The 20,047-nt window shown below is 64.9% G+C and carries 14 protein-coding genes (1 of these 14 cut by a window edge); 2 read left to right on the forward strand and 12 right to left on the reverse strand.

Annotation, left to right across the window (positions count from 1 at the left end):
- A protein-coding gene (locus tag JGU72_RS01610; protein ID WP_199682005.1) for a non-ribosomal peptide synthase/polyketide synthase crosses the window boundary here: on the reverse strand, positions 1–7,619 show its beginning. 20,920 nt of this gene lie to the left of the window's left edge; only the first 7,619 of its 28,539 coding nucleotides appear in the window; its start codon is at positions 7,617–7,619; the stop codon falls past the left edge of the window.
- A 156-nt stretch (positions 7,620–7,775) separates the two neighbouring features.
- Here JGU72_RS01610 and JGU72_RS01615 point away from each other — a divergent pair, with 156 nt between their 5' ends.
- Positions 7,776–8,717 (forward strand): methionyl-tRNA formyltransferase, encoded by a 942-nt coding sequence (locus JGU72_RS01615; protein WP_199682006.1) that lies wholly within the window; start codon positions 7,776–7,778, stop codon positions 8,715–8,717.
- A gap of 166 nt (positions 8,718–8,883) precedes the next feature.
- On the opposite strand, the gene JGU72_RS01620 is transcribed toward JGU72_RS01615, so the two are convergent.
- The 11 genes from JGU72_RS01620 to JGU72_RS01670 all read right to left on the reverse strand — a co-directional run bounded on the left by JGU72_RS01620 (position 8,884) and on the right by JGU72_RS01670 (position 19,014).
- Positions 8,884–9,204 (reverse strand): DUF4179 domain-containing protein, encoded by a 321-nt coding sequence (locus tag JGU72_RS01620; RefSeq protein WP_199682007.1) that lies wholly within the window; start codon positions 9,202–9,204, stop codon positions 8,884–8,886.
- 170 nt (positions 9,205–9,374) lie between these two features.
- The gene (locus JGU72_RS01625; RefSeq protein ID WP_199682008.1) at positions 9,375–10,382 is read right to left on the reverse strand and encodes a PHP domain-containing protein; all 1,008 of its coding nucleotides are present in this window, start codon (positions 10,380–10,382) and stop codon (positions 9,375–9,377) included.
- Between the two features lie 47 nt (positions 10,383–10,429).
- Positions 10,430–11,008 (reverse strand): dihydrofolate reductase family protein, encoded by a 579-nt coding sequence (locus JGU72_RS01630; protein ID WP_199682009.1) that lies wholly within the window; start codon positions 11,006–11,008, stop codon positions 10,430–10,432.
- 70 nt (positions 11,009–11,078) lie between these two features.
- Entirely contained in the window at positions 11,079–11,942 is an 864-nt protein-coding gene (gene mutM / locus JGU72_RS01635; protein ID WP_199682010.1) for a bifunctional DNA-formamidopyrimidine glycosylase/DNA-(apurinic or apyrimidinic site) lyase, read from the reverse strand.
- 9 nt (positions 11,943–11,951) lie between these two features.
- Complete coding sequence (gene rnc, locus JGU72_RS01640) at positions 11,952–12,671, reverse strand: ribonuclease III (protein ID WP_199682011.1); 720 nt, start codon at positions 12,669–12,671, stop codon at positions 11,952–11,954.
- Between the two features lie 66 nt (positions 12,672–12,737).
- Positions 12,738–12,920: a 50S ribosomal protein L32 gene (gene rpmF, locus JGU72_RS01645; protein WP_199682012.1), complete on the reverse strand. Its 183-nt coding sequence runs from the start codon at positions 12,918–12,920 to the stop codon at positions 12,738–12,740.
- 2 nt (positions 12,921–12,922) lie between these two features.
- On the reverse strand, positions 12,923–13,483 hold the full coding sequence (locus tag JGU72_RS01650) for a YceD family protein (protein WP_307828342.1): 561 nt from the start codon (positions 13,481–13,483) through the stop codon (positions 12,923–12,925).
- Positions 13,484–13,639: 156 nt separating this feature from the next.
- Positions 13,640–14,401, reverse strand: coding sequence for a DivIVA domain-containing protein (locus tag JGU72_RS01655; RefSeq protein ID WP_199682013.1), 762 nt, complete (start codon positions 14,399–14,401; stop codon positions 13,640–13,642).
- A gap of 133 nt (positions 14,402–14,534) precedes the next feature.
- Complete coding sequence (gene coaD, locus JGU72_RS01660) at positions 14,535–15,023, reverse strand: pantetheine-phosphate adenylyltransferase (RefSeq protein WP_199682014.1); 489 nt, start codon at positions 15,021–15,023, stop codon at positions 14,535–14,537.
- A 4-nt stretch (positions 15,024–15,027) separates the two neighbouring features.
- Positions 15,028–15,600: a 16S rRNA (guanine(966)-N(2))-methyltransferase RsmD gene (gene rsmD / locus JGU72_RS01665; RefSeq protein WP_199682015.1), complete on the reverse strand. Its 573-nt coding sequence runs from the start codon at positions 15,598–15,600 to the stop codon at positions 15,028–15,030.
- Between the two features lie 6 nt (positions 15,601–15,606).
- Positions 15,607–19,014, reverse strand: coding sequence for a pyruvate carboxylase (locus tag JGU72_RS01670; RefSeq protein ID WP_199682016.1), 3,408 nt, complete (start codon positions 19,012–19,014; stop codon positions 15,607–15,609).
- Positions 19,015–19,513: 499 nt separating this feature from the next.
- On the opposite strand from JGU72_RS01670, the gene JGU72_RS01675 reads away from it, so the two are divergent.
- Entirely contained in the window at positions 19,514–20,029 is a 516-nt protein-coding gene (locus JGU72_RS01675) for a hypothetical protein (protein WP_199682017.1), read from the forward strand.
- Positions 20,030–20,047 lie beyond the last annotated feature (18 nt).

Genomic DNA, 20,047 nt, shown 5'->3' on the forward strand with positions numbered 1-20,047 from the left:
GGCAGTACCGCGGGTCGCGGTCCAGCGATCAGCGGTGGCAGTCGCCGGTCGGCTCCGACCGCCAGTGCCGCAAGTCCCCGGACGGTCGGTGCGTCGAAAAGATCCCGCACTCCGAGATCACTGCCCAGCTCGGCATTGATGCGCGCGACGACACGCATCGCGGTCAGCGAGTTTCCGCCGAGTTCGAAATAGCTCTCGGTGACGCCGATTTCGCGCAACTCGAGCAGTTCGCAGAACACTGCGGCGATGGCGTGCTCGCTCGGCGAATCCGGCGCGATCCGCGTTGCAGGCTCGTAGTCAGGCTCCGGCAATGCTTTTCGGTCGAGCTTGCCCGTCGCGCCCACCGGCATCTCGTCGAGAACCACGAACGAACTCGGCACCATGTACTGCGGCAGGCGCGCCGCCGCATGATCTGCCAACCCGGCCACATCAACGGCGCCCGTGAGATATGCGACCAGGCGTCCAGGGGGAAGAACGACCACCGCGGAACCGCTGACACCATCGGCGTCGCGGAGCACGGCTTCGATTTCGCTCAGCTCGATGCGCTGCCCGGCCAACTTGACCTGGAAGTCCGTGCGGCCCAGGTACTCGAGTTCACCGGCGGGCGACCAGCGCACGAGGTCGCCGGTCCGATAGAGCCGTCGACCCGGCGCGAACGGGTTGGCGACGAAGCGCTCCGCCGTGAGGTCGGGCCGGCCGACATACCCGCGGGCAAGTTGGGCACCTGCGAGGTAGAGCTCGCCCGCCACTGCGACCGGCACCGGCGCCATGCCCGCGTCGAGGACGTAAACCTGCGTGTTCCACACCGGTGCACCGATAGGAACCGGTCCGTCCGCTGTGGAATCCGTCGGGTGAAAGGTGACGTCGACCGCCGCTTCGGTCGGTCCGTACAGGTTGTGCAGCGGCGCATCGAACAACTCGTGCGCGCGATCGACCGTGGCGCGCGGGAGCGCTTCGCCACTGGCGAAGATGCGCCGCACCGAGCGAAGATCGCCGGGATCGGTGTGCTCCAGGAAAACGTCGAGCATCGACGGCACGAAGTGCAGCGTTGTGACGGCGTGCTCGCGTACTGCGCGGGCGAGATACTGCGGATCGCGGTGCCCGTCGTGTTCGGCGATCACGACCCTGGAACCGGCAAGCAACGGCCAGAACAACTCCCACACGGAAACGTCGAACGTTGCGGGTGTCTTCTGCAGGACGACGTCGGTGCTGTCGATCGGGTAGGCGTCCTGCATCCACAGCAACCGGTTGACGATGGCGCCGTGCGACACCGCCACACCCTTTGGGCGGCCCGTCGAGCCCGACGTGTAGATGACATAGGCGGCGTTGCCCGGCCTCGGGCGCACAGGCGTTCCGTTGCCGGACGCGATGTTTTCGACGTGCACGCATGCGACCCCGCCCGGCAGCGCGACCGCATCTGCAGCCGTCGACAGGACGAGAACCGGTGCGGCGCTGTCGAGCACGTACTCGATCCGAGCCGCTGGATGCGCGGGGTCGATCGGCACGTATGCACCACCGGCACGAACGACCGCATGGATCGCAACGAGGAAGTCGATACTGCGGCGCATCGCGACGGCGACGTGCAAGTCGGGTCCGACGCCTCGATCGGCGAGGTAGGCAGCCAAAGACTTGGCACGTGAGGTGAATTCACGGTACGAGAGTGTCTGCGCGCCGAAAGTCACTGCGGGAGTATCCGCGAACGCTCCCGCGGCGTCATCGAGCAGCTCCACCAGCGAAACGGCCGGAACGTCGTGATCGGTAGCGTTCCACCGCCGCAGGATCAGATCCTGCTCGCCCTCGGACATGACGTCGATTGCCGCGACGGGAGCGTCCGGCCGGCTCGTCATCGCGTCGAGGATCCGTGCAAGGCGTTCGGCTAGCGTTCTGATCTCTTTGGCGGCAAGCAGAGTCGGCGCGTACTCCAGATGAAGCCGCAACTGCGGCTCGAGGGTGGCGATCAGCGCGACCGGATAGTGCGTCGCGTCGGCGACGTCGATTCCCGAGACCCGCATGCCGGCGAAGTCGGTGTCAGCGGTCAGGCCCGCGCGATCGATCGGATAGGACTCGAAAACGGTCAGCGTGTCGAAGGTGGCGCCGGCGCCGACCGTCGACTGAATATCCGCCAAGCCGACGTGGTGACCGCCCAGCACCCGTACTTGGTCGGCTTGCGCTCGGGCGAGGAGGTCTGCGACGCTTTCGCCGGCGCGGATTCGCAGCCGCACCGGAACCGTGTTGATGAACAGGCCGAGAGTCTCTGCTGCGCCGGGCAATTCGTGCGGTCGCCCCGAAACAGTGGAACCGAACACGACATCGTCACGAGACAGCAGTCGGGACAACAGGATTCCCCACGCGGCCGAGACGACGGTGTTCGGCGTGACTCCGGTCAGCCGGGCAAGCTCGGTCACCGCGCCGGATTGCTTTGCCGAGAGCGGAACCTCGATCTCGGCAGGCACATGCCGACCGCTCGGATCAGCGTGCGGCACCAACAAAGTCGGCGACTCGACGCCGTCGAGGACACGCCTCCACTCATCGAGTGCCCGGCCGCGATCTTGTTTCGCCAACCACGCGAGGTAATCGCGATACTGCGGCGCCGGTCCGGGAATCTCGGCGTCCGCGGTATAGAGCACCAGCAGGTCCTTGACGAACAACGGCATCGACCAGCCGTCGAACAGGATGTGGTGATTCGTGACGACAAGAGTCGCGGTTCCCGCGTTGTGGACCAGAACGAAGCGAATCAGCGGTGGCGCGGCCATGTCGAAACGGCGGCTCCGTTCCGCGGCGGCGACGTGCTCGGCCGGCATGTCCTCGACTACCCGGAAGGGCACGTCGACCGACCGCGGAATCACCTGGGCAGCAACGCCGTCCGCGTCGTATACGAACGAAGCCCGCAACGGCGCATGCCGTGCGAGCAACCGCCGCGCAGTTCGCTGCATCCGCTCCGCGTCGACAGATCCACCGAGTTGCAGCACGATCTGCCCGACGTACAGGTCGACGTCGTCGGCTGCAAACGTGGCGTGGAAGAGCAATCCCGATTGCAGTGGTGCAAGCGACCACACGTCGTCGAGGTGGCCGTACTCGTTCTCCATGCGGTCGATCCGCGCCTGCCCGACTTCGATGAGCGACACGTCCGACGGCGTCAGCCCACCGGCGTCGGGACGCTGCACGTGTAACGCTAGGCCACGCAGTGCGTCCTGCCACAACGCTGCCAATCGAGCGACGTCAGCATGCGCGAGCACACCCGTCGGGAAACCGAAAGTAGCCGTGAGCTTTCCGTCGCTGCCGACCGCGGCGTTGATATCGAGCGAGAGCCCCACCCGCAGATCGGCCCCGCTGTAGGTATTGAGATCGACCTCGGTGATGGGCAGCCAGTCCCCGTCGGGCGAATCGGCTGCCGGTGTTGTCAGGCGGCCAAGGTAGTTGAAACCGATGTGCGGTTCGGGCAGTCCCGCGAGACTCCCCCGCTGCCGCAGCAAGCCGTAACCGGTGCCGTTGCCGGGAACAGCGCGCAACTGCTCCTTGATTGCCTTTACCGCGATCGCTGCGGCGGCTCCGCCGGAAAGTGCCTCGGCCACATCGATACTCGCAAGGTCGGTTCGCACCGGGAAGGCCGCGGTGAACCAGCCGACCGTCCGGGAGACGTCCGCGCCGGCGATCAGCTCCTCGTCACGACCGTGGGCCTCGAGCGACAGCAGCAACGAGCGCTCACCCCGCCAGGCAGCAATCGCAAGTGCCAGTGCGGCGACGAGACCGTCGTTCGCACTGCCCCTGTAGACCTCGGGCAGAGTGATCAGGACGGCGTCGGTGACATCAGCCGGCACCTCGACCGCGACTCGCTCGACTGTCGAGCCCAGATCGGTGGCAGCCAGCGGACGTGAACCCAGCTGCGCGACAGCCCCGTCGACGATGCCGGTCCAGGCCTCGAGTTCCCCATCGAGGTCGGCCTCGGCGAGCGCATGCGTCCAGCGCCGGTAGGACGTTTCGACGGGAGCGAGCGCCACCCTGGCGCCGGACCGCAGTTGCGTATACGCAACTGCCAAGTCCGGGAGGATAATTCGCCAGGAGACACCGTCGACGACAAGGTGATGAGCAACTACGAGGATCTCAGCGCGCGCGTCTGGGTATTCGAGCACCGTCAGGGTGAGCATTACCCCGGCGCGGGAATCCAGCCGGTCGACCGCCAGTCGAATCTGCTCGTCGCGGAACTCCGCGCGATCGCGGCCGACACCTGCGGCAGCGTGCAGAACACGGGCATCGGCAGAACCAACCGGACCGACCACGAGTTCACCGTCACCGAGCACGGCGCGCAGAGCATCGTGCCGATCGAGCACCGCTGCTACGGCCCCGACCAGGGTCGCAAGATCGAGATCCCCTGGCGCGGCGAGAACTACAGCTTGATAGAAGCGGTCGATATCGGAAGGCCGCCCAGCCCGTTCGAGAACGGCTGTCGCGATCGGCGGCAACGGCAGAGCGCCGACCCCGCCACCGGGCAACTCGCTGAGCCGCATCTGTTGTGCGGCTTGGGCAGTCTCTGCAACCATGGCGATCGCCGCAACTGTCTTGCGCTCGAACACATCTCGCGGCGTAAAGACGACGCCGTCGGCTCTGGCGCGCGAGACGAGTTGAATCGCGATGATGCTGTCGCCGCCCAGCGTGAAGAACGAGTCGTCGATGCCGACTCGATCGAGGCCGAGCACCCCAGCAACAGCATCGGCGATAATCTGTTCGATCGGGGTCGAGGGCGCGCGGTACGTCGCTGCAGCGGAACCGAAGTCGGGTTCGGGCAAGGCTCGCCGATCGACCTTGCCGGCGGGCGTGAGCGGTACACGGTCGAGCTCGACAACGAGTGCGGGCACCATGTGCGGCGGAAGATACTGTCCGGCAAACGAAAGCAATGCTGTGCTGTCGACGACGACTGCCGCTGCTGCTGCTGCAGGCTTCCGTCGCACGTATGCGACGAGCCGATCGTCGACGGCAACGGTCAGTGCGAAGTCGACGGCCTCATGACGCGCGAGGACGGCGTCGATCTCACCGAGTTCGATTCGCATCCCGCGGATCTGAACCTGGAAGTCGCTGCGCCCCTGAAATTCCAGGCCGGTCAAACCGCGCCGCCACCGAACGATGTCGCCGGTGCGGTACAGCCGTGCGCCGGGAACGAACGGGTCGGCAACGAACCGCGCCGATGTCAGTTCCGCGCGCCCGTGATACCCCCGCGCCAGGCCAGGACCGCCGAGGTACAACTCCCCCGGCATGCCCGGCGGCACCGGGCGCAGCCAGCGGTCGAGGACAGCGATCCGCGCACCCTGAATCGGGCGCCCGATCGGGATGTCCTGCGGATCGGTCAGCGCGTCGGAAACGGTGATGACGATCGTCGACTCGGTGGGTCCGTAGCTGTTGACGAAGCGGCACGTCGGCCCGAACCGATCGACGAGGTCGGGTGGGCAGATGTCTCCGCCGACGACAACGGCTTCCAGCTCGACAAGCTGCGTCGCATCGACCGTACCGAGAATCGCGGGGGCCGAAACAATATGCGTGACATGAGAATCGCGGAGCAGTGCAGTCAGATCCGAACCACCCGCAACATCGGGCGACGCGATCACCATCGTTGCGCCGGCCGAGAATGCGACGATCATCTCGAAGATCGACGCGTCGAAGCTCGACGACGAAAACCGCAGCACCCGTGACGATGTCGTCACCGCCAGCTCGGCACGCGCGTCTGCGGCGAACGCGGAAAGTCCGCGGTGTGTGACGACGACGCCCTTCGGCAGACCCGTCGACCCCGACGTGTAGATCACGTAGGCGGCATCGTCGGCGCCGACCTGCGCCCGCACAGGCACACTCGAGGACGCCCACTCCCCCGGCGTCGACCAGTCGACGGAGTCCGGCAGCAGCGCAGTGTGATTGCTGTCGGTGAGCCCGATGACGACACCGGAATCGGCGACCATGTGGCGGATGCGCTCCGCCGGATAGCTCGGGTCGATCGGCACGAACGCGGCGCCCGATTTGATGACACCCCACACTGCAACGACCGAATCGATGCCGCGTTCGAACGAGACTGCGACGAACGAACCACGTCGCACACCACGCTGAGCCAGATACGCCGCCAACGCATTCGAGCGGGCGTCCAGTTCGCGGTAGCTCAGTGTGGAATCGCCACAGACGAGCGCAACCGCTTCCGAAGCTGCGGAAACCCCCGCAGCGAAAAGGTCGGCAAGCACGGAAGGTCGCAGTGCCGGCGGACCCGACACCGGCGCGACGGCAGCGCGTTCGGTTGCCGTGAGCACGTCGAATTCGAAGACCCGACTGTCCGGATCCGCCTCGACGAACTGCGTGAGAAGCCTGACAAAACGGTCGAAATGATCTGCCAACTCGACGGCGGGATACAACGTCGGATTGGCTTCGAAATCGATCCGGGAATTGCCGTCGACGCTCGGATAGATATTGACCGATATGTCCTCGACGGGGCCGGTCGACAAAACGTTGAATTGGCCGGCAACGGCACCGAGAGTGACGTCGGACGGGAAATTCATGATGTTGATGGCGGGTCCGTAGAACGCACGCGTAGCACCGGTGGCACCGCTGTCGCGACGCACATCTTCACTGCGATAGCGCTGATGCCGCAGGGCACCTGTCAGTTCCAATTGAACGGCGGAAACCACGTCGCGAATTGTCGAGGCCGGACCGATGCGAACGCGAAGCGGGACGACATTGGAAACCATTCCGCCCGACCGCCGCAGAACCGCGTTGGTTCGCCCCGATACGGGCAGGCTGAGAACAATGTCTTCCGCACCGGTCATGTGCGAAAGAAACGACGCGAGTGCTGCGACTACGACCGGTGTACCCAGCGTGTCCAAGCGCTCCGCAGCGGCCGCTAGAGCGGCATTCAGTTCAGTGGCGAGCAGGCCGCCTGCCACACGCGGCAACGACACGGGAGCGGCCGTGCGCCCCGCGAGGCTGAGCGGCTCCGGGAGGTCCGCCGCCTTCGCCAGCCAGTAGTCGCGATCCTTGGCGAAACGCGAGGAAGCCCGGTATTCCGCCTCGGCGTCGTTGAGCGCTGCCAGCGCTGGAATCTGCGACGTAGATGCCGACCGCCGCGTGCGGGCTGCCGCGTAGAGCTCGGCCACCCGGTTCATGAAGAGAATTGCGCCGTAACCGTCGAGCGCGATGTGGTGGATGCACGAGTACCAGTAGAAGTGGTCGTCACCCAGTTGCAGGACTGCGGCGTTGATGAGCCGGTCGGACAGCAGATCGAGAGGCTCGGAGTAGTCGGCGAGCATCCATTCTCTGGCAGCTGTCACTGGATCGGCCGCAGACCGGAAATCGATGCGCTCGATGACGTCGTTCAGCGCCGGATCGACGACCTGGTGAGGAACACCGTCGATCTCGGCGAGTCGCAACATCCCGCTGCCGACCTCGCGCGCCGCAGTCCGGCACGCCCGGTCGAGAACGTCGACATCCAACGTCCCACGGACTTCGACGTAGTTCGCAATGACGATCGGGACTTCCGGCGCAAGGTGCTGCGCAAACCAAATGCCCTGCTGCGCGATTGTCAGTGGAAACGTGTGAGTCCCGGTACTCGCATTCCTGTTGGCAGCGGCAGCCAACGACTCTGCCGATTCCAAGTGACTCTCTCTCGCGTTCGGGGTGCAGCGTTGAGCTAAGGTTTGCATAACCTATCCGAGTCGGTCAAGCTGGATTCGGACATCCGATCGACACTCGCGAATCGAATCGCCGACCGGCCGATGCGTCGCAACAAACCGTAGAAAAGGTCAGAATCAATGCGTGTAGCGACATTCGGCTACCAAACTTGGGGGCATCGGACCCTGCAAGCGCTTCTCGATTCCAGTCACGAAGTTGTGCTCGCCGTCACACATCCGACGAGCGACCACGCATACGAAACCATCTGGTCGGACTCGGTGGAAGACCTCGCGCGCAGTAACGGAATCCCAGTTCACCTGGCGAAACGGCCCGACGCCGAACTGATCGCAGCTGTGGAGAATGCCGCCCCGGACATCATCGTGGCAAACAACTGGCGAACCTGGCTACCGCGCGAACTGTACGACTGGCCCAAGCACGGCACCCTCAATCTCCACGACTCGATGCTGCCGAAGTTCACCGGCTTCTCCCCTGTCATCTGGGCGGTCATCAGCGGGGAATCCGAGGTAGGCCTGACCGCACACCGCATGGACGAAGGTCTCGACACCGGCGATGTGCTGCTGCAGCGCGCACACCCGATCGGTCCGCACGACACGGGTACCGATCTCGTGAAGGCGACGATCGACCTGATTCCCGAGGTGCTGGTCGAGTCGCTCGACCTCATCGAGGCCGGCACTGCCACATGGACGCCGCAGAATCTCGCCGACCGGACGTTCTTCCACAAGCGCGCCGAGATCGACAGCCTCATCAACTGGAATTGGCCCGCCGAAGACATCGAACGCTTCGTTCGCGCACTGTCGGACCCCTATCCGAACGCGTACACGTTCTACCGCGGCCAGCGTCTGCGAATTCTCGAAGCGTCGGTCTCGCAGTGCCGCTACGGCGGCACCCCTGGCCGCGTCTTCATTCGCGAAGGCAAGGGCATGGTCATCGTCGCGGGCAGCGACGCCTACCTCGGTCAGCGCCGTGGACTCGTCATCGAACGACTGCGAACTGACGATGGCGTCGAGCACACGGCCGACGAGTTCTTCCCGCACGGCGGCGGATACCTCACGAACGATTAAGTATTGACCCGCTCGCGCACGCGGTCTGGTTCATCATCGGAACCCTCTACGGCATCAAGGACGGTCGAGAACGCCCGCAACCCGGTCCGGTGATCCACTCCCCCAACGACATACAGAAAACTCCGCCACGATGCAGTGCATCGTGACGGAGAATTCGTAATTCCGATCAGGAGCCGAAGCTGCCGGTGTTCAAGCCACCGAGCGGGCCCGCACCGAGCGGTCCGTTGTTGTAGTTGTTGTTGTTATTGCCTTCGAAGAAATCCAGGATGCCCGGGGGCCGCTGGAAGAAATCGAAGAGCGGGTTGCCGCCCCGGTCGTACTCGTTGTAGCACTCGCCCCGCCAGTCGCGGTCGCAGTATCTGTCCGCGTTGTTGATGCCTGGAATCGATTCCGCTGACGCAGGTGCGGCAACCATCGTCATAGGGGCCACAACGAGTGCCCCCGCGATCGCAGCCTTCGCTAGAAGTGTGCCGTAGTTCTTGATCATCCTCGGGCCCTTACTTGTGGAGAGTTTGTATGACGCAATGGGTCTGGCCGCCCGCGAGAGCCATAGACTCTCACCGATATCTATTAAACGCCTTGATCATCGATCATGTGGAAAGCTTCGCTAAATAAATGATCTGATGTGACGGGTGGGGCGTTACACACCCGCCGCAATTACTTCGTCCACGCCAGCAATTCGTCGACTGTCCAGGTGTTGATCACTCGATCCGGGTCCACGCCGTGCGCTTGTGCGCGCTCGCACCCGTAGCCCTGCCAGTCGAGTTGCCCCGGCGCATGAGCGTCGGTGTCGATCGAGAACATGCACCCGGTTTCCAGTGCCATGTCGATCAGCCGACCCGGTGGATCGCGCCGCTCCGGACGGCTGTTGATTTCGACTGCGGTTCCGAAGCGCCTGCACGCCTCGAATACGACCTCGGCGTTGAACTTCGACTCGGGCCGCGTGCCCCGACCGCCCTCGACGAGCCGACCGGTGCAGTGGCCGAGAACGTCCACGTGTGGATTCGCGATCGCGTAGACCATCCGGCGGGTCATCGTTTCGGAGTCCGCGCGCAGATTGGAATGCACGCTCGCGACCACGATGTCGAGCTCGGCAAGCAGGTCCTCGTCCTGGTCGAGACCGCCGTTGTCGAGGATGTCGACCTCGATCCCGGTCAGGATACGAAAGGGAGCCAACTCGGCGTTCAGCTCCGCGATGACGTCGAGCTGGTGGCGCAGCCGCTCCGAGCTCAACCCGTTGGCAACCGTCAGCCGCGGCGAATGATCGGTCAGTGCGCAGTACTCATGTCCGAGAGCTGCTGCCCGGCGCATCATTTCGTCGATCGGGCTCCCACCGTCGGACCAGTCCGAGTGCGTGTGCAGATCGCCGCGAAGCGCAGCGCGCAATTCGCGTCCACCGGCACCGATATCGGCAGCTTCCGACTTCAACTCGGCGAGGTACGCGGGTTCCTCGCCTGCAGCGGCTTGCGCGATGACCGCACCGGTCTTCGGGCCGACACCCGGCAGATTCGTCCAACTGTTCGCCTTCGCATGCAGCGCACGCTGGCTGTCGGTGAGGCCTTCGACGATCTCCGCCGCGCGCCGATACGCCTTGACTCGATGCGTTTCGGCACGGGAACGTTCAAGCCAGTATGCGATCTCTCGCAAGGCCTCGACCGGATCCATGCGATACATACTGTCCGATCGTCCGAACGCGTGCGACGAGTGGTCGGCTACGAGCGGCTGTACTTGACGAATGCGACGCCGTCGTCGAAGACACGGCTCGACGCGACATGGAAGTTGCGGGGCGTATCGACGCTCGCTCCCTGCCCGAACAGAGGCCTGCCGCCACCCAGGACGACCGGGTACAGCTTCAGGAAGATCTGATCCACCTCGGGAAGGAGATGGCGCGCGAGCTCACCGCCGCCGCACAACCAAATGCCCAGGCCGCGTTCCTTTTTGAGTTCGCGAACCTTGCCGATCGGATCCTGCGAAATCAGCTCGATCGCCGGATCGGGGCTCTCCGGAAGAGTCGTCGAGACAACGTACTGGCGCAGGTGCGTGTAGGGACTCGCAGTGCCGGTGCGGACGCCGAAGTCGTGAGTCTTACGGCCCATCAGCACAGTGTCGAACGTGTCGTTGCCGCCTTCCAGGCCCCTGGCTTCACGAACTTTGGTCGGCAACGTCTCGGGATACTGCGCGGTGATCGCCGGACCGTGGTCACCTCCGACCGGAAAGAAATCGACCGAGCCGTCGTCAGCGGCGATGAACCCGTCGATCGTCGACGCGACGTAGTAGGTGAGCTTGCGCATCGGTCCTCCTGGGGTCGGGCTCGGGTTCGACGTTAGCGCGAAAACGCGCCAGCGACGAGAGTTTTCGGTGCTATCGAGTGCCCCTCGGCCGAGGCTGGCAAACCGGGCACGAATACGAGGAGCGATTCATGAATTTCTCCCGCCGAATCGCGGTACCGCACCGTCGGCACGGCTCGTCTTCGCGGCCGTAAGCATCGAGGGAGCGCGAGAAGTACCCAGACTGACCGTTCACGTTCACATACAGCGAATCGAACGAGGTGCCGCCCTGTGCGAGCGCCTCACCCATCACGGCGTGCGCCGAATTCAGCAGGGTTCGCAGTTGCGGCCGAGTGAGCCGGTCAGTCGGGCGATTGCCGTGCAGCTTTGCCCGCCAGAGCGCTTCGTCGGCGTAGATGTTGCCGACGCCGGACACGATCGTCTGGTCCAGTAACGCGCGTTTGATCTCGGTGTGCTTGCCCCGCAGTACATTCACAGTCGCTTCGGCGTCGAACAGCGGGTCGAGCGGATCGCGCGCGATGTGCGCGACGGGCTCGGGCACCAGGGTGCCGTCGATCTCGACAATCGGGGCGATCGCCCAACCACCGAAGGTGCGCTGGTCGACGAATCGCAACTCGTAGCCGTTGTCCAGGACGGCGACGACACGAGCGTGCTTCTCCCGCGGAACGTCCGGGGCCTGCACGAGCATCTGGCCGCTCATACCCAGATGGACGACAAGGGCTTCACCGGCAGGCGCGAGCGTGAGCCACAGAAACTTGCCTCGGCGCAGCGCCGAGTCGATGCGCTGCCCGGTGATTCGGCCGACAAGATCCGCTGCGCCCTCGAAATGCCGCCGGACCGAACGAGGGTGCAGAACCTCCGTGGACTCGACCCTCGCGCCGACCACGTGCTTTTCCAGGCCGCGCCGAACAACCTCCACCTCGGGAAGCTCAGGCATACAGGCCCGCTACGTCTTGTCGGGCGACAGCGTCGCCCACGCCGCACTCGCGGCCTTCTGTTCGGCTTCTTTTTTCGACCGGCCGGTGCCGGTGCCGAGCGGATCGCCGGCGACGACGACGGTCGCCGTGAACTCTTTGTCGTGATCGGGGCCGGTCGAGGTGATTTCGTACGACGGGGTGCCGATGCCCTTTTCCGCCGTCAGCTCTTGCAGGCTCGTCTTCCAGTCGAGGCCCGCGCCCATCTTGGGAGCGCGCTCGAGGAGGTCGGCGAAGAGCCGGCTGACCACGCCTCTGGCGGTGTCGATGCCGTGTTCGAGGTGGACCGCGCCAAGCAGCGATTCCATGCCGTCGGCAAGGATGCTCGGCTTGTCACGGCCACCGGTCTGCTCCTCGCCCTTACCGAGCAGGATGTGTGCGCCGAGGCCGCCGGCACCGAGCCCACGTGCGACCTCCGCAAGTGCGTGCATGTTGACCACGCTCGCACGAAGCTTTGCCAGTTCGCCTTCGGACTTTTCCGGATGCGCAAGGTACAGCTGTTCGGTGATGCTCAGACCGAGCACGGAATCCCCGAGGAACTCCAGGCGCTCGTTGGTCGGAAGCCCACCGTTCTCGTACGCGTACGAACGATGTGTGAGCGCAAGCGTGAGTAGCGCTGGGCCGAGTGCTACGCCCAGCGCTTCGAGCAGATCTTCGTGATTTCCGGCGCCCACAAGGGCGTTGTCCGGCACCGACTCGACTGTATTCAGTCCACTATCGCTTTTATCGCTCGTCACAAGTGTTCTCAGCGCCGCGAGTTAGACGGCTGCAGTAACCTGGCGGCCCTTGTACGTGCCGCAATTCGGGCATGCGGTGTGCGGAAGCGTCTTCTCGCCACATCCACGGTTCGGGCAGGTGATCAGGGTAGGCACAGTGGTCTTCCACTGGCTACGTCGCGACCTGGTGTTGGAACGCGACATTCTCCGCTTGGGAACGGCCACGACTACTTCTCCTCGGCTACTTGGTCAATACGTTCATTGCTGGCGGATCCTGCTGCACTTAGTTTGGCTGCGAGCCCAGCCCAGCGAGGGTCCAGTATCTCATGACTGTGCTCGGATCCGGCAATCGCCAGGCGAACGCCGCATTCGGCGCACAGTCCAAGACAATCGGGCGAACATACGGGCTGCAAAGGCAACCCGAGCCCGACTGCATCGATCACTACGGGTTCCAGGTCGATGAAGTCATCGACGACCCGATACATCTCGTCTTCTTCGGTGGTCTGGTCGGTCGCACTGTCCGGGTACGCGAACAACTCCATCACCTGCAGGTCGAGCACGTCGTCGAACGGCTCGAGACACCGTCCGCATTCACCGACGACGTCGGCGTGGATCGTCGCATTGACGAGCACGCCCTCCGAGACTGCTTCGAGCCGAATTGCCATCTCGACGGTGCTACCGACCTCGATACCGATCAGGTCGAGCCCGATCCGCGACTCCAGCGGGATGGACCGAGCGAGCTCCCGCATCGTGCCTGGACGGCGTCCGAGCGTGCGCGTATCCAACACGAACCCGGCGTCGGTCAATCGACGGTTCGGTCGGCTGGTACGGGGTGACACGGCAGGACTCCATCTTGTTTTTTCGAGCGAACGGGAATGGGCAACCACTCCACGATACGGGAACCTTGGCCAGCCCCAAAATTGCGACGCCGAATACGGCTCGAGTCAGCGGCGCGGACGGGCCGGCTGGTAATCCGAGTTGTAGTCGGGAATGCCGGTCCCCGTGCGCAGCTGCTGGCGGCCGCGGCCGACCGAACGCACAGTCGAGGTCAGGAACTCTTCGAATTCGGCGAGCTTCGTGTCGACGTAGAGGTCGCAATCGGCGCGCAGTCGATCCGACTCGGCGTGCGCGGCGTCGATGACACGAGCCGACTCGGCGTGTGCGGCCTGCACGACCTCGGTTTGCGAGATCAAGCGATCCTGCTCGGCTTTGCCTTCGCTGACGGACAGGTCGTAGGACGCCTGACCGGCCTCGATCATGCGATCGGCCTCACCGCGGGCGCGGGTGGTCAGCGAGTCGTACTCACGCTTGCCGCTGCTGACCGTCTGATCGGCCTGAGCTCGCGCGTCCGCGACCAACTGGTCGGCGTGCGAGCGCGCCTCTGCAACCATGCGATCCGCCTGCGCCTTGGCGTCGGCGAGCAGCCGGTCCGCCTCGTCACGCGAGGTCTCGATGGTGTTGATCGCTTCGGCGTTCGCGCTGGATACCGTTTTCTCCGCGGACGTCCGCGCGTCGTTGACGAGCTTGTCGCGGTGATCGAGTACGTCCTGCGCGTCGTCGAGTTCACCCGGCAGGGCTTCACGCACGTCGTCGAGCAGGTCGAGCACATCTCCACGCGGCACCACACAACTGCGCGTCGGTGGAATTCCGCGTGCTTCCTCGACGATCGCGACCAACTCGTCGAGCGCCTCGAATACCCGGTACACAGCAATCCCCAATCCTGGTGAAACCCCGATCGCAACAACTCGTCGACCCGCGTCAGCGCGGGACCACGTACGAGTTCAGTGTGCCCGCCGAGACCGCGGTGCGCGGGTTCCGCGCGCGGTGTGTCGGCGTTTGTCAGGCCTTTTTGCGCTCGGCCAAGCGAGCCAGCAGACGGTCCAGCACCTTCGGCGGCAGCATGTCCGACACATCCCCGCCGAAGGTCGCGACCTCCTTGACCAGCGAACTCGACAGGTAGCTGTAGGTCGGGTTCGTGGCTATGAACAGCGTGTCCACACCGGACAGCTTCTGGTTCATCTGTGCCATCTGCAGTTCGTAATCGAAGTCGTTGGCACCGCGCAGGCCCTTCACGATCGCGGTGACGCCTTGTTCGCGCGCGAAGTCGACCAGCAGACCGTGCCAGGATTCGACGCGCACACCGGGCAGATGGCTTGTCGAATCCCGGAGCATCTCGATGCGTTCCTCGACGCTGAACAAGCCTTGCTTGCTCTTGTTGATCATCACCGTGACGACGATTTCGTCGAACTGTGCGGCGGCACGGCTGATCACATCCAGATGGCCGTTTGTCACAGGGTCGAACGAACCGGGGCAGACCGCGCCTGTCATGGGATCAGACGGTAGCAGCCGGGGCAGAACCGACCACTGCCAGTTCGAGTTTGGTCTCACCGTACTTGCGCGTGCGAACGGGTTCGTAACCTTGCGGCCACTCCGTGTCGGGCCCGCGCGAGGATCGCTCGAGTACGACGATGGACCCGTCCGCGACCCAACCACGCAACAGCGCACGTAAGTCCGCATCGACCACGGCGTCGGTGAGGCCGTAGGGCGGATCCGCAAGTACGAGGTCGTATGGCTCGAGGGGCGCAGCGGCGAGCGTTTTCGTCACGGTCGCATTGGCGAGCACAGCACCGGGGAGACCGACGTCGGCGATGTTCTGCCTGACGACCGCGGCGGCGCGGCTGTCGGATTCGACCAGCAGGACGTGGCCCGCACCGCGAGACAGCGCTTCGAGCCCCAGCGCACCCGACCCCGCATAGAGATCGAGTACCCGGAGGCCCTCGAAATCGATCCGGCTCACCAAGGCGTTGAACAGCGCCTCGCGGACCCGGTCGGACGTCGGCCGCGTTCCTGCGGGAGGAACGCGCAACCTACGCCCGCCGGCCCGCCCAGCGATAAGTCGCGTCACAGGACGCTATTCCGGGCTCGTCTCTTCACTCGCCGAAATTACCGCGAGCAGGTCGCCGCCTTCGACTTGCTGGACCGCTCCGATGGCCAGACGACTGACCGTGCCACCGCGCGCGGCGGTGATGCCTGCTTCCATCTTCATGGCCTCGATGGTGGCGATGGTGTCACCGGCGGTGACTTTGTCGCCTTCCTTGATGGCGAGGGTGACCACACCCGCGAACGGTGCCGGCACGTGCGACGGGTTGGTCTTGTCGGCCTTCTCCGCGGCGGGGACCTCGGCGGCAATCGACTTGTCCCGCACCGACACCGGCCGCAGCTGACCGTTCAGGATGCACATCACCGTGCGGTAGCCACGCTCGTCGGCCTCCGAGATCGCTTCCAGCCCGATCAGCAACTCCACGCCCGCGCTGAGCTTGACCCGGTGCTCTTCGCCGTGGCGCAGCCCGTAGAAGAACTGGTTCGCCGACAGTCCGGAGGTGTCGCCGTACTTCTCGCGATGAGCCAGGAACTCCTTGGTCGGACCGGGGAACAGCAACCGGTTCAACGTGGCCTGCCGCTGTTTGGAGGTGCCGTCGAGGCCGGCTTCGTCCTCGGCGGTCAACGCGGTGATCGGTTTCGGTGCGCTGCGGCCCTGCAGTGCGTTCGTGCGGAACGGTTCGGGCCAGCCACCGGCGGGGGTGCCGAGTTCACCGTGCAGGAACCCGATCACCGAGTCCGGGATGTCGTACTTGTTCGGGGTAGCCGCGAAGTCGTCGACGTCGACACCGGTACCGACGAGGGCGAGAGCGAGGTCGCCGACCACCTTCGAGGACGGGGTTACCTTCACCAACCGGCCCAGCAACCGGTCCGCGGCAGCGTATTTCGCTTCGACCTCTTCGAACTTGTCCCCCAACCCGAGCGCGATCGCCTGCTGGCGCAGGTTCGAGAGCTGTCCGCCCGGGATCTCGTGGGTGTAGACCCGACCGGTGGGGGCGGGCAGCCCGGACTCGAACGGTTTGTACACCTTGCGCAGCGCTTCCCAGTACGGCTCCAGGTCGCACACGTTGGCCAGATTCAGCCCGGTGTCGCGCTCGGTGTGTGCTGCTGCGGCCACGATCGCCGACAACGCGGGCTGGCTGGTGGTGCCGGCCATCGCGGCGCTGGCACCGTCGACGGCGTCGGCGCCCGCGGTCCAGGCGGCGAGGTAGGTCGCGAGCTGACCACCGGGGGTGTCGTGGGTGTGCACGTGCACCGGCAGATCGAAGTTGCTGCGCAACGCGGTCACCAGCGTGGTGGCCGCGGGTGCGCGCAGCAGCCCGGCCATGTCTTTGATCGCGAGGACGTGGGCACCGGCCGCCACGATCTGCTCGGCCAGGCGCAGGTAGTAGTCGAGGGTGTAGAGGTTTTCGTCCGGGTTGGACAGGTCACCGGTGTAGCTCATCGCGACTTCGGCTATGGCGGTGCCGGTTTCGCGGACGGCGTCGATCGCGGGGCGCATCTGGTCGACGTTGTTGAGGGCATCGAAGATGCGGAAGATGTCGATCCCGGTGTCGGTGGCTTCGGACACGAACGCCCGCGTCACCGCTTCCGGGTAGGGGGTGTAGCCGACGGTGTTGCGTCCGCGGAGCAGCATCTGCAGACAGATGTTGGGGATCGCCTCGCGCAGGGCGGCCAACCGTTCCCACGGGTCTTCGTGCAGGAACCGCAGACCGACGTCGTAAGTCGCGCCGCCCCAGGCTTCGATGGACAGCAGCTCCGGGGTCAGGCGGGCGACGTGGCCTGCCACGCCGAGCAATCCGGTGGTGCGGACCCGGGTCGCCAGCAACGATTGGTGCGCGTCACGGAACGTGGTGTCGGTGACACCGAGCGCCTTCTGCTCGCGCAGGGCTTTGGCGAAACCGTCCGGCCCCAACGCGAGCAACCGTTGCCGCGAGCCGTCCGGGGGTGCGGTGTCGAGGTCGATCTTGGGTAGCTTGTCGGCCGGGTACACCGTCGACGGGCGCTCACCGTGCGGCTTGTTCACCGTGACATCGGCCAGGTAGTTCAGAATTCTGGTGCCGCGGTCCGCGGAGCTGCGCAGCGTGAGCAGTTGCGGGCGTTCCTCGATGAACGACGTCGTGACCCGGCCCGCGCGGAAGTCCTCGTCGTCGAGCACCGCCTGCAGGAACGGGATGTTCGTCGAGACACCGCGAATGCGGAACTCCGCGACCGCGCGGCGCGCCCGTGCGACCGCGGTCGGGAAATCCCTTCCGCGGCAAGTCAATTTGACCAGCATCGAGTCGAAGTAGGCACCGACCTCGGCGCCCAGGTTCGCGCCGCCGTCCAACCGGACACCGGCACCACCGGGGGTGCGGTAGCCGGTGATGCGGCCGGTATCGGGACGGAACCCGTTGGCCGGGTCCTCGGTGGTGATGCGGCACTGCAACGCCGCACCGCGCAGCACGATCGTGTCCTGACTCAATCCCAGATCATGCAGGGATTGGCCGGCCGCGATCCGCAGTTGCGACTGCACCAGGTCGACATCGGTGACCTCCTCGGTCACGGTGTGCTCGACCTGGATACGGGGGTTCATCTCGATGAAGACGTGGTTGCCGCGCGTGTCGAGCAGAAACTCGACGGTGCCCGCGCAGGTGTAACCGATCTGTTTGGCGAACGCGACCGCGTCGGCGCAGATCTTGGCGCGCAACTCGGGCGGCAGGTTCGGGGCCGGTGCGAGTTCGATGACCTTCTGGTGGCGGCGCTGCACCGAGCAGTCCCGCTCGAAGAGGTGGATGACGTTGCCGTGCTGGTCGGCGAGGATCTGCACCTCGATGTGGCGCGGATCGATCACGGCCTGCTCGAGGAACACCGTGGGGTCACCGAACGCCGACTCCGCTTCGCGGGCGGCGGCTTCGATCGACTCCTTCAGCTGTGCCGGGTCGGCCACCCGGCGCATGCCGCGGCCACCACCGCCGGCGACTGCTTTGACGAAGATGGGGAACTGCATGGTCTCGGCAGCGGCGAGGAGTTCGTCGATGTCGGCCGAGGGTTCCGAGGACGCCAGCACCGGCAGACCGGCCGCCTTGGCCGCGGCGATCGCGCGGGCCTTGTTCCCGGTCAGTTCGAGAATCTCGGCAGACGGGCCGACGAAGGTGATGCCTTCGGCCGCACACGCCGCGGCGAGGTCCGGGTTCTCCGACAGGAACCCGTAACCGGGGTAGATCGCATCTGCGCCCGCGCTCTTGGCGGCCGACACGATCTCCTCGATCGAGAGATACGCCCGGACCGGATGGCCCTTCTCCCCGATCTGGTAGCTCTCATCGGACTTCAACCGATGGACCGAGTTGCGGTCCTCGTACGGGAAGACGGAGACGGTTCCGATGCCCAGTTCATAGGCTGCACGGAACGCGCGAATTGCGATTTCGCCACGGTTGGCGACCAAGACTTTCGAGAACATTGGCTTAACGTACCTGTGTCGTAGGGCACTCGCGTAAGCCGAGTCGGCAAAACCGAAACTTCACAATGAACTTCGCAAGGTGTGAGGTTTCGGAGGCGAAGATGTGTGCCCGCTGCCGATAATGCGCCGCGTCGGCGCGCAGGCCGCTCGAGGTAATTCGATGCACCGCGAATCGATTCCCAGCGCCTGGAAACCCGGTCTCGAGGCGGCAGCGACACACCTCCCCGGGCGTGTCGCACTCAGCCGAGCGACGGTGCACCAAGGCCCTGACCAGGGTCGGCACCTCAGCTAGCACACGCTTCGGCGTGGCGCCAGAGGCTTGTGACATCACTTGTCAGAAAAACGTCATTGCTCATATCAGCTTTCGTCCTATTTTTAGTCACAGAATTATTACAACTCCATTTCTATTGCGAGAACATGGGTGCAGATCTACGCTTGCGAAACCAGGCGTAGCGGACCCCCGAATCACGCCAAATCCCACGTCAGAAGGTGTATGACAGTGCGAAAATCTGTTGTTCTAGGTGCCATCGCGGCGAGCGCTGCGGCGCTGCTCCTTCCGACCGCGACAGCGAATGCCGACACGACCGTGACGATCTCGGTCGCCGCCGGCAATCTGAATATCAGCGATCCAGCCGCCGCGACGCTCACCTTGAGCGGAGCGAACTACAGCGGCTCGATCGGCGATGTTCTCGTCACCGACGATCGCGGAAATCTGCTCGCGACGTGGACGGCGAAAGCGGCGATGACCGCCTTCACCAATGCCTCCGATTCCGTCGCCGCATCCAACACCACCTACACGCCCGGATTGGCGACACCGGTCTCCGGACTCGGACTCGTCACACTGCCTGCCCTGGTCCCCCCGGCCATGAGCAGCACCCCCGCGACGGTCATGAGCCTCACCGCGGGTGTCGGCAAGAACAAGGTCAAGTGGAACCCGACCCTGACCACGCCGGCCAACCTCTACAACGTCTCGCAAGGCAGCTACACCGCAACCCTTACCCACTCGGTCGCCTGACCCGCGTCCACTGCGCGG

Source organism: Antrihabitans auranticaus, from assembly GCF_016481275.1.
Taxonomy (GTDB): domain Bacteria; phylum Actinomycetota; class Actinomycetes; order Mycobacteriales; family Mycobacteriaceae; genus Antrihabitans.

Coding starts and splice junctions, on each gene's coding strand:
- JGU72_RS01615 (WP_199682006.1), top strand. CDS start 7,776: ATGCGTGTAGCGACATTCGGCTACCAAACTTGGGGGCATCGGACCCTG.
- JGU72_RS01620 (WP_199682007.1), bottom strand. CDS start 9,204: ATGATCAAGAACTACGGCACACTTCTAGCGAAGGCTGCGATCGCGGGG.
- JGU72_RS01625 (WP_199682008.1), bottom strand. CDS start 10,382: ATGGATCCGGTCGAGGCCTTGCGAGAGATCGCATACTGGCTTGAACGT.
- JGU72_RS01630 (WP_199682009.1), bottom strand. CDS start 11,008: ATGCGCAAGCTCACCTACTACGTCGCGTCGACGATCGACGGGTTCATC.
- mutM (WP_199682010.1), bottom strand. CDS start 11,942: ATGCCTGAGCTTCCCGAGGTGGAGGTTGTTCGGCGCGGCCTGGAAAAG.
- coaD (WP_199682014.1), bottom strand. CDS start 15,023: ATGACAGGCGCGGTCTGCCCCGGTTCGTTCGACCCTGTGACAAACGGC.
- JGU72_RS01670 (WP_199682016.1), bottom strand. CDS start 19,014: ATGTTCTCGAAAGTCTTGGTCGCCAACCGTGGCGAAATCGCAATTCGC.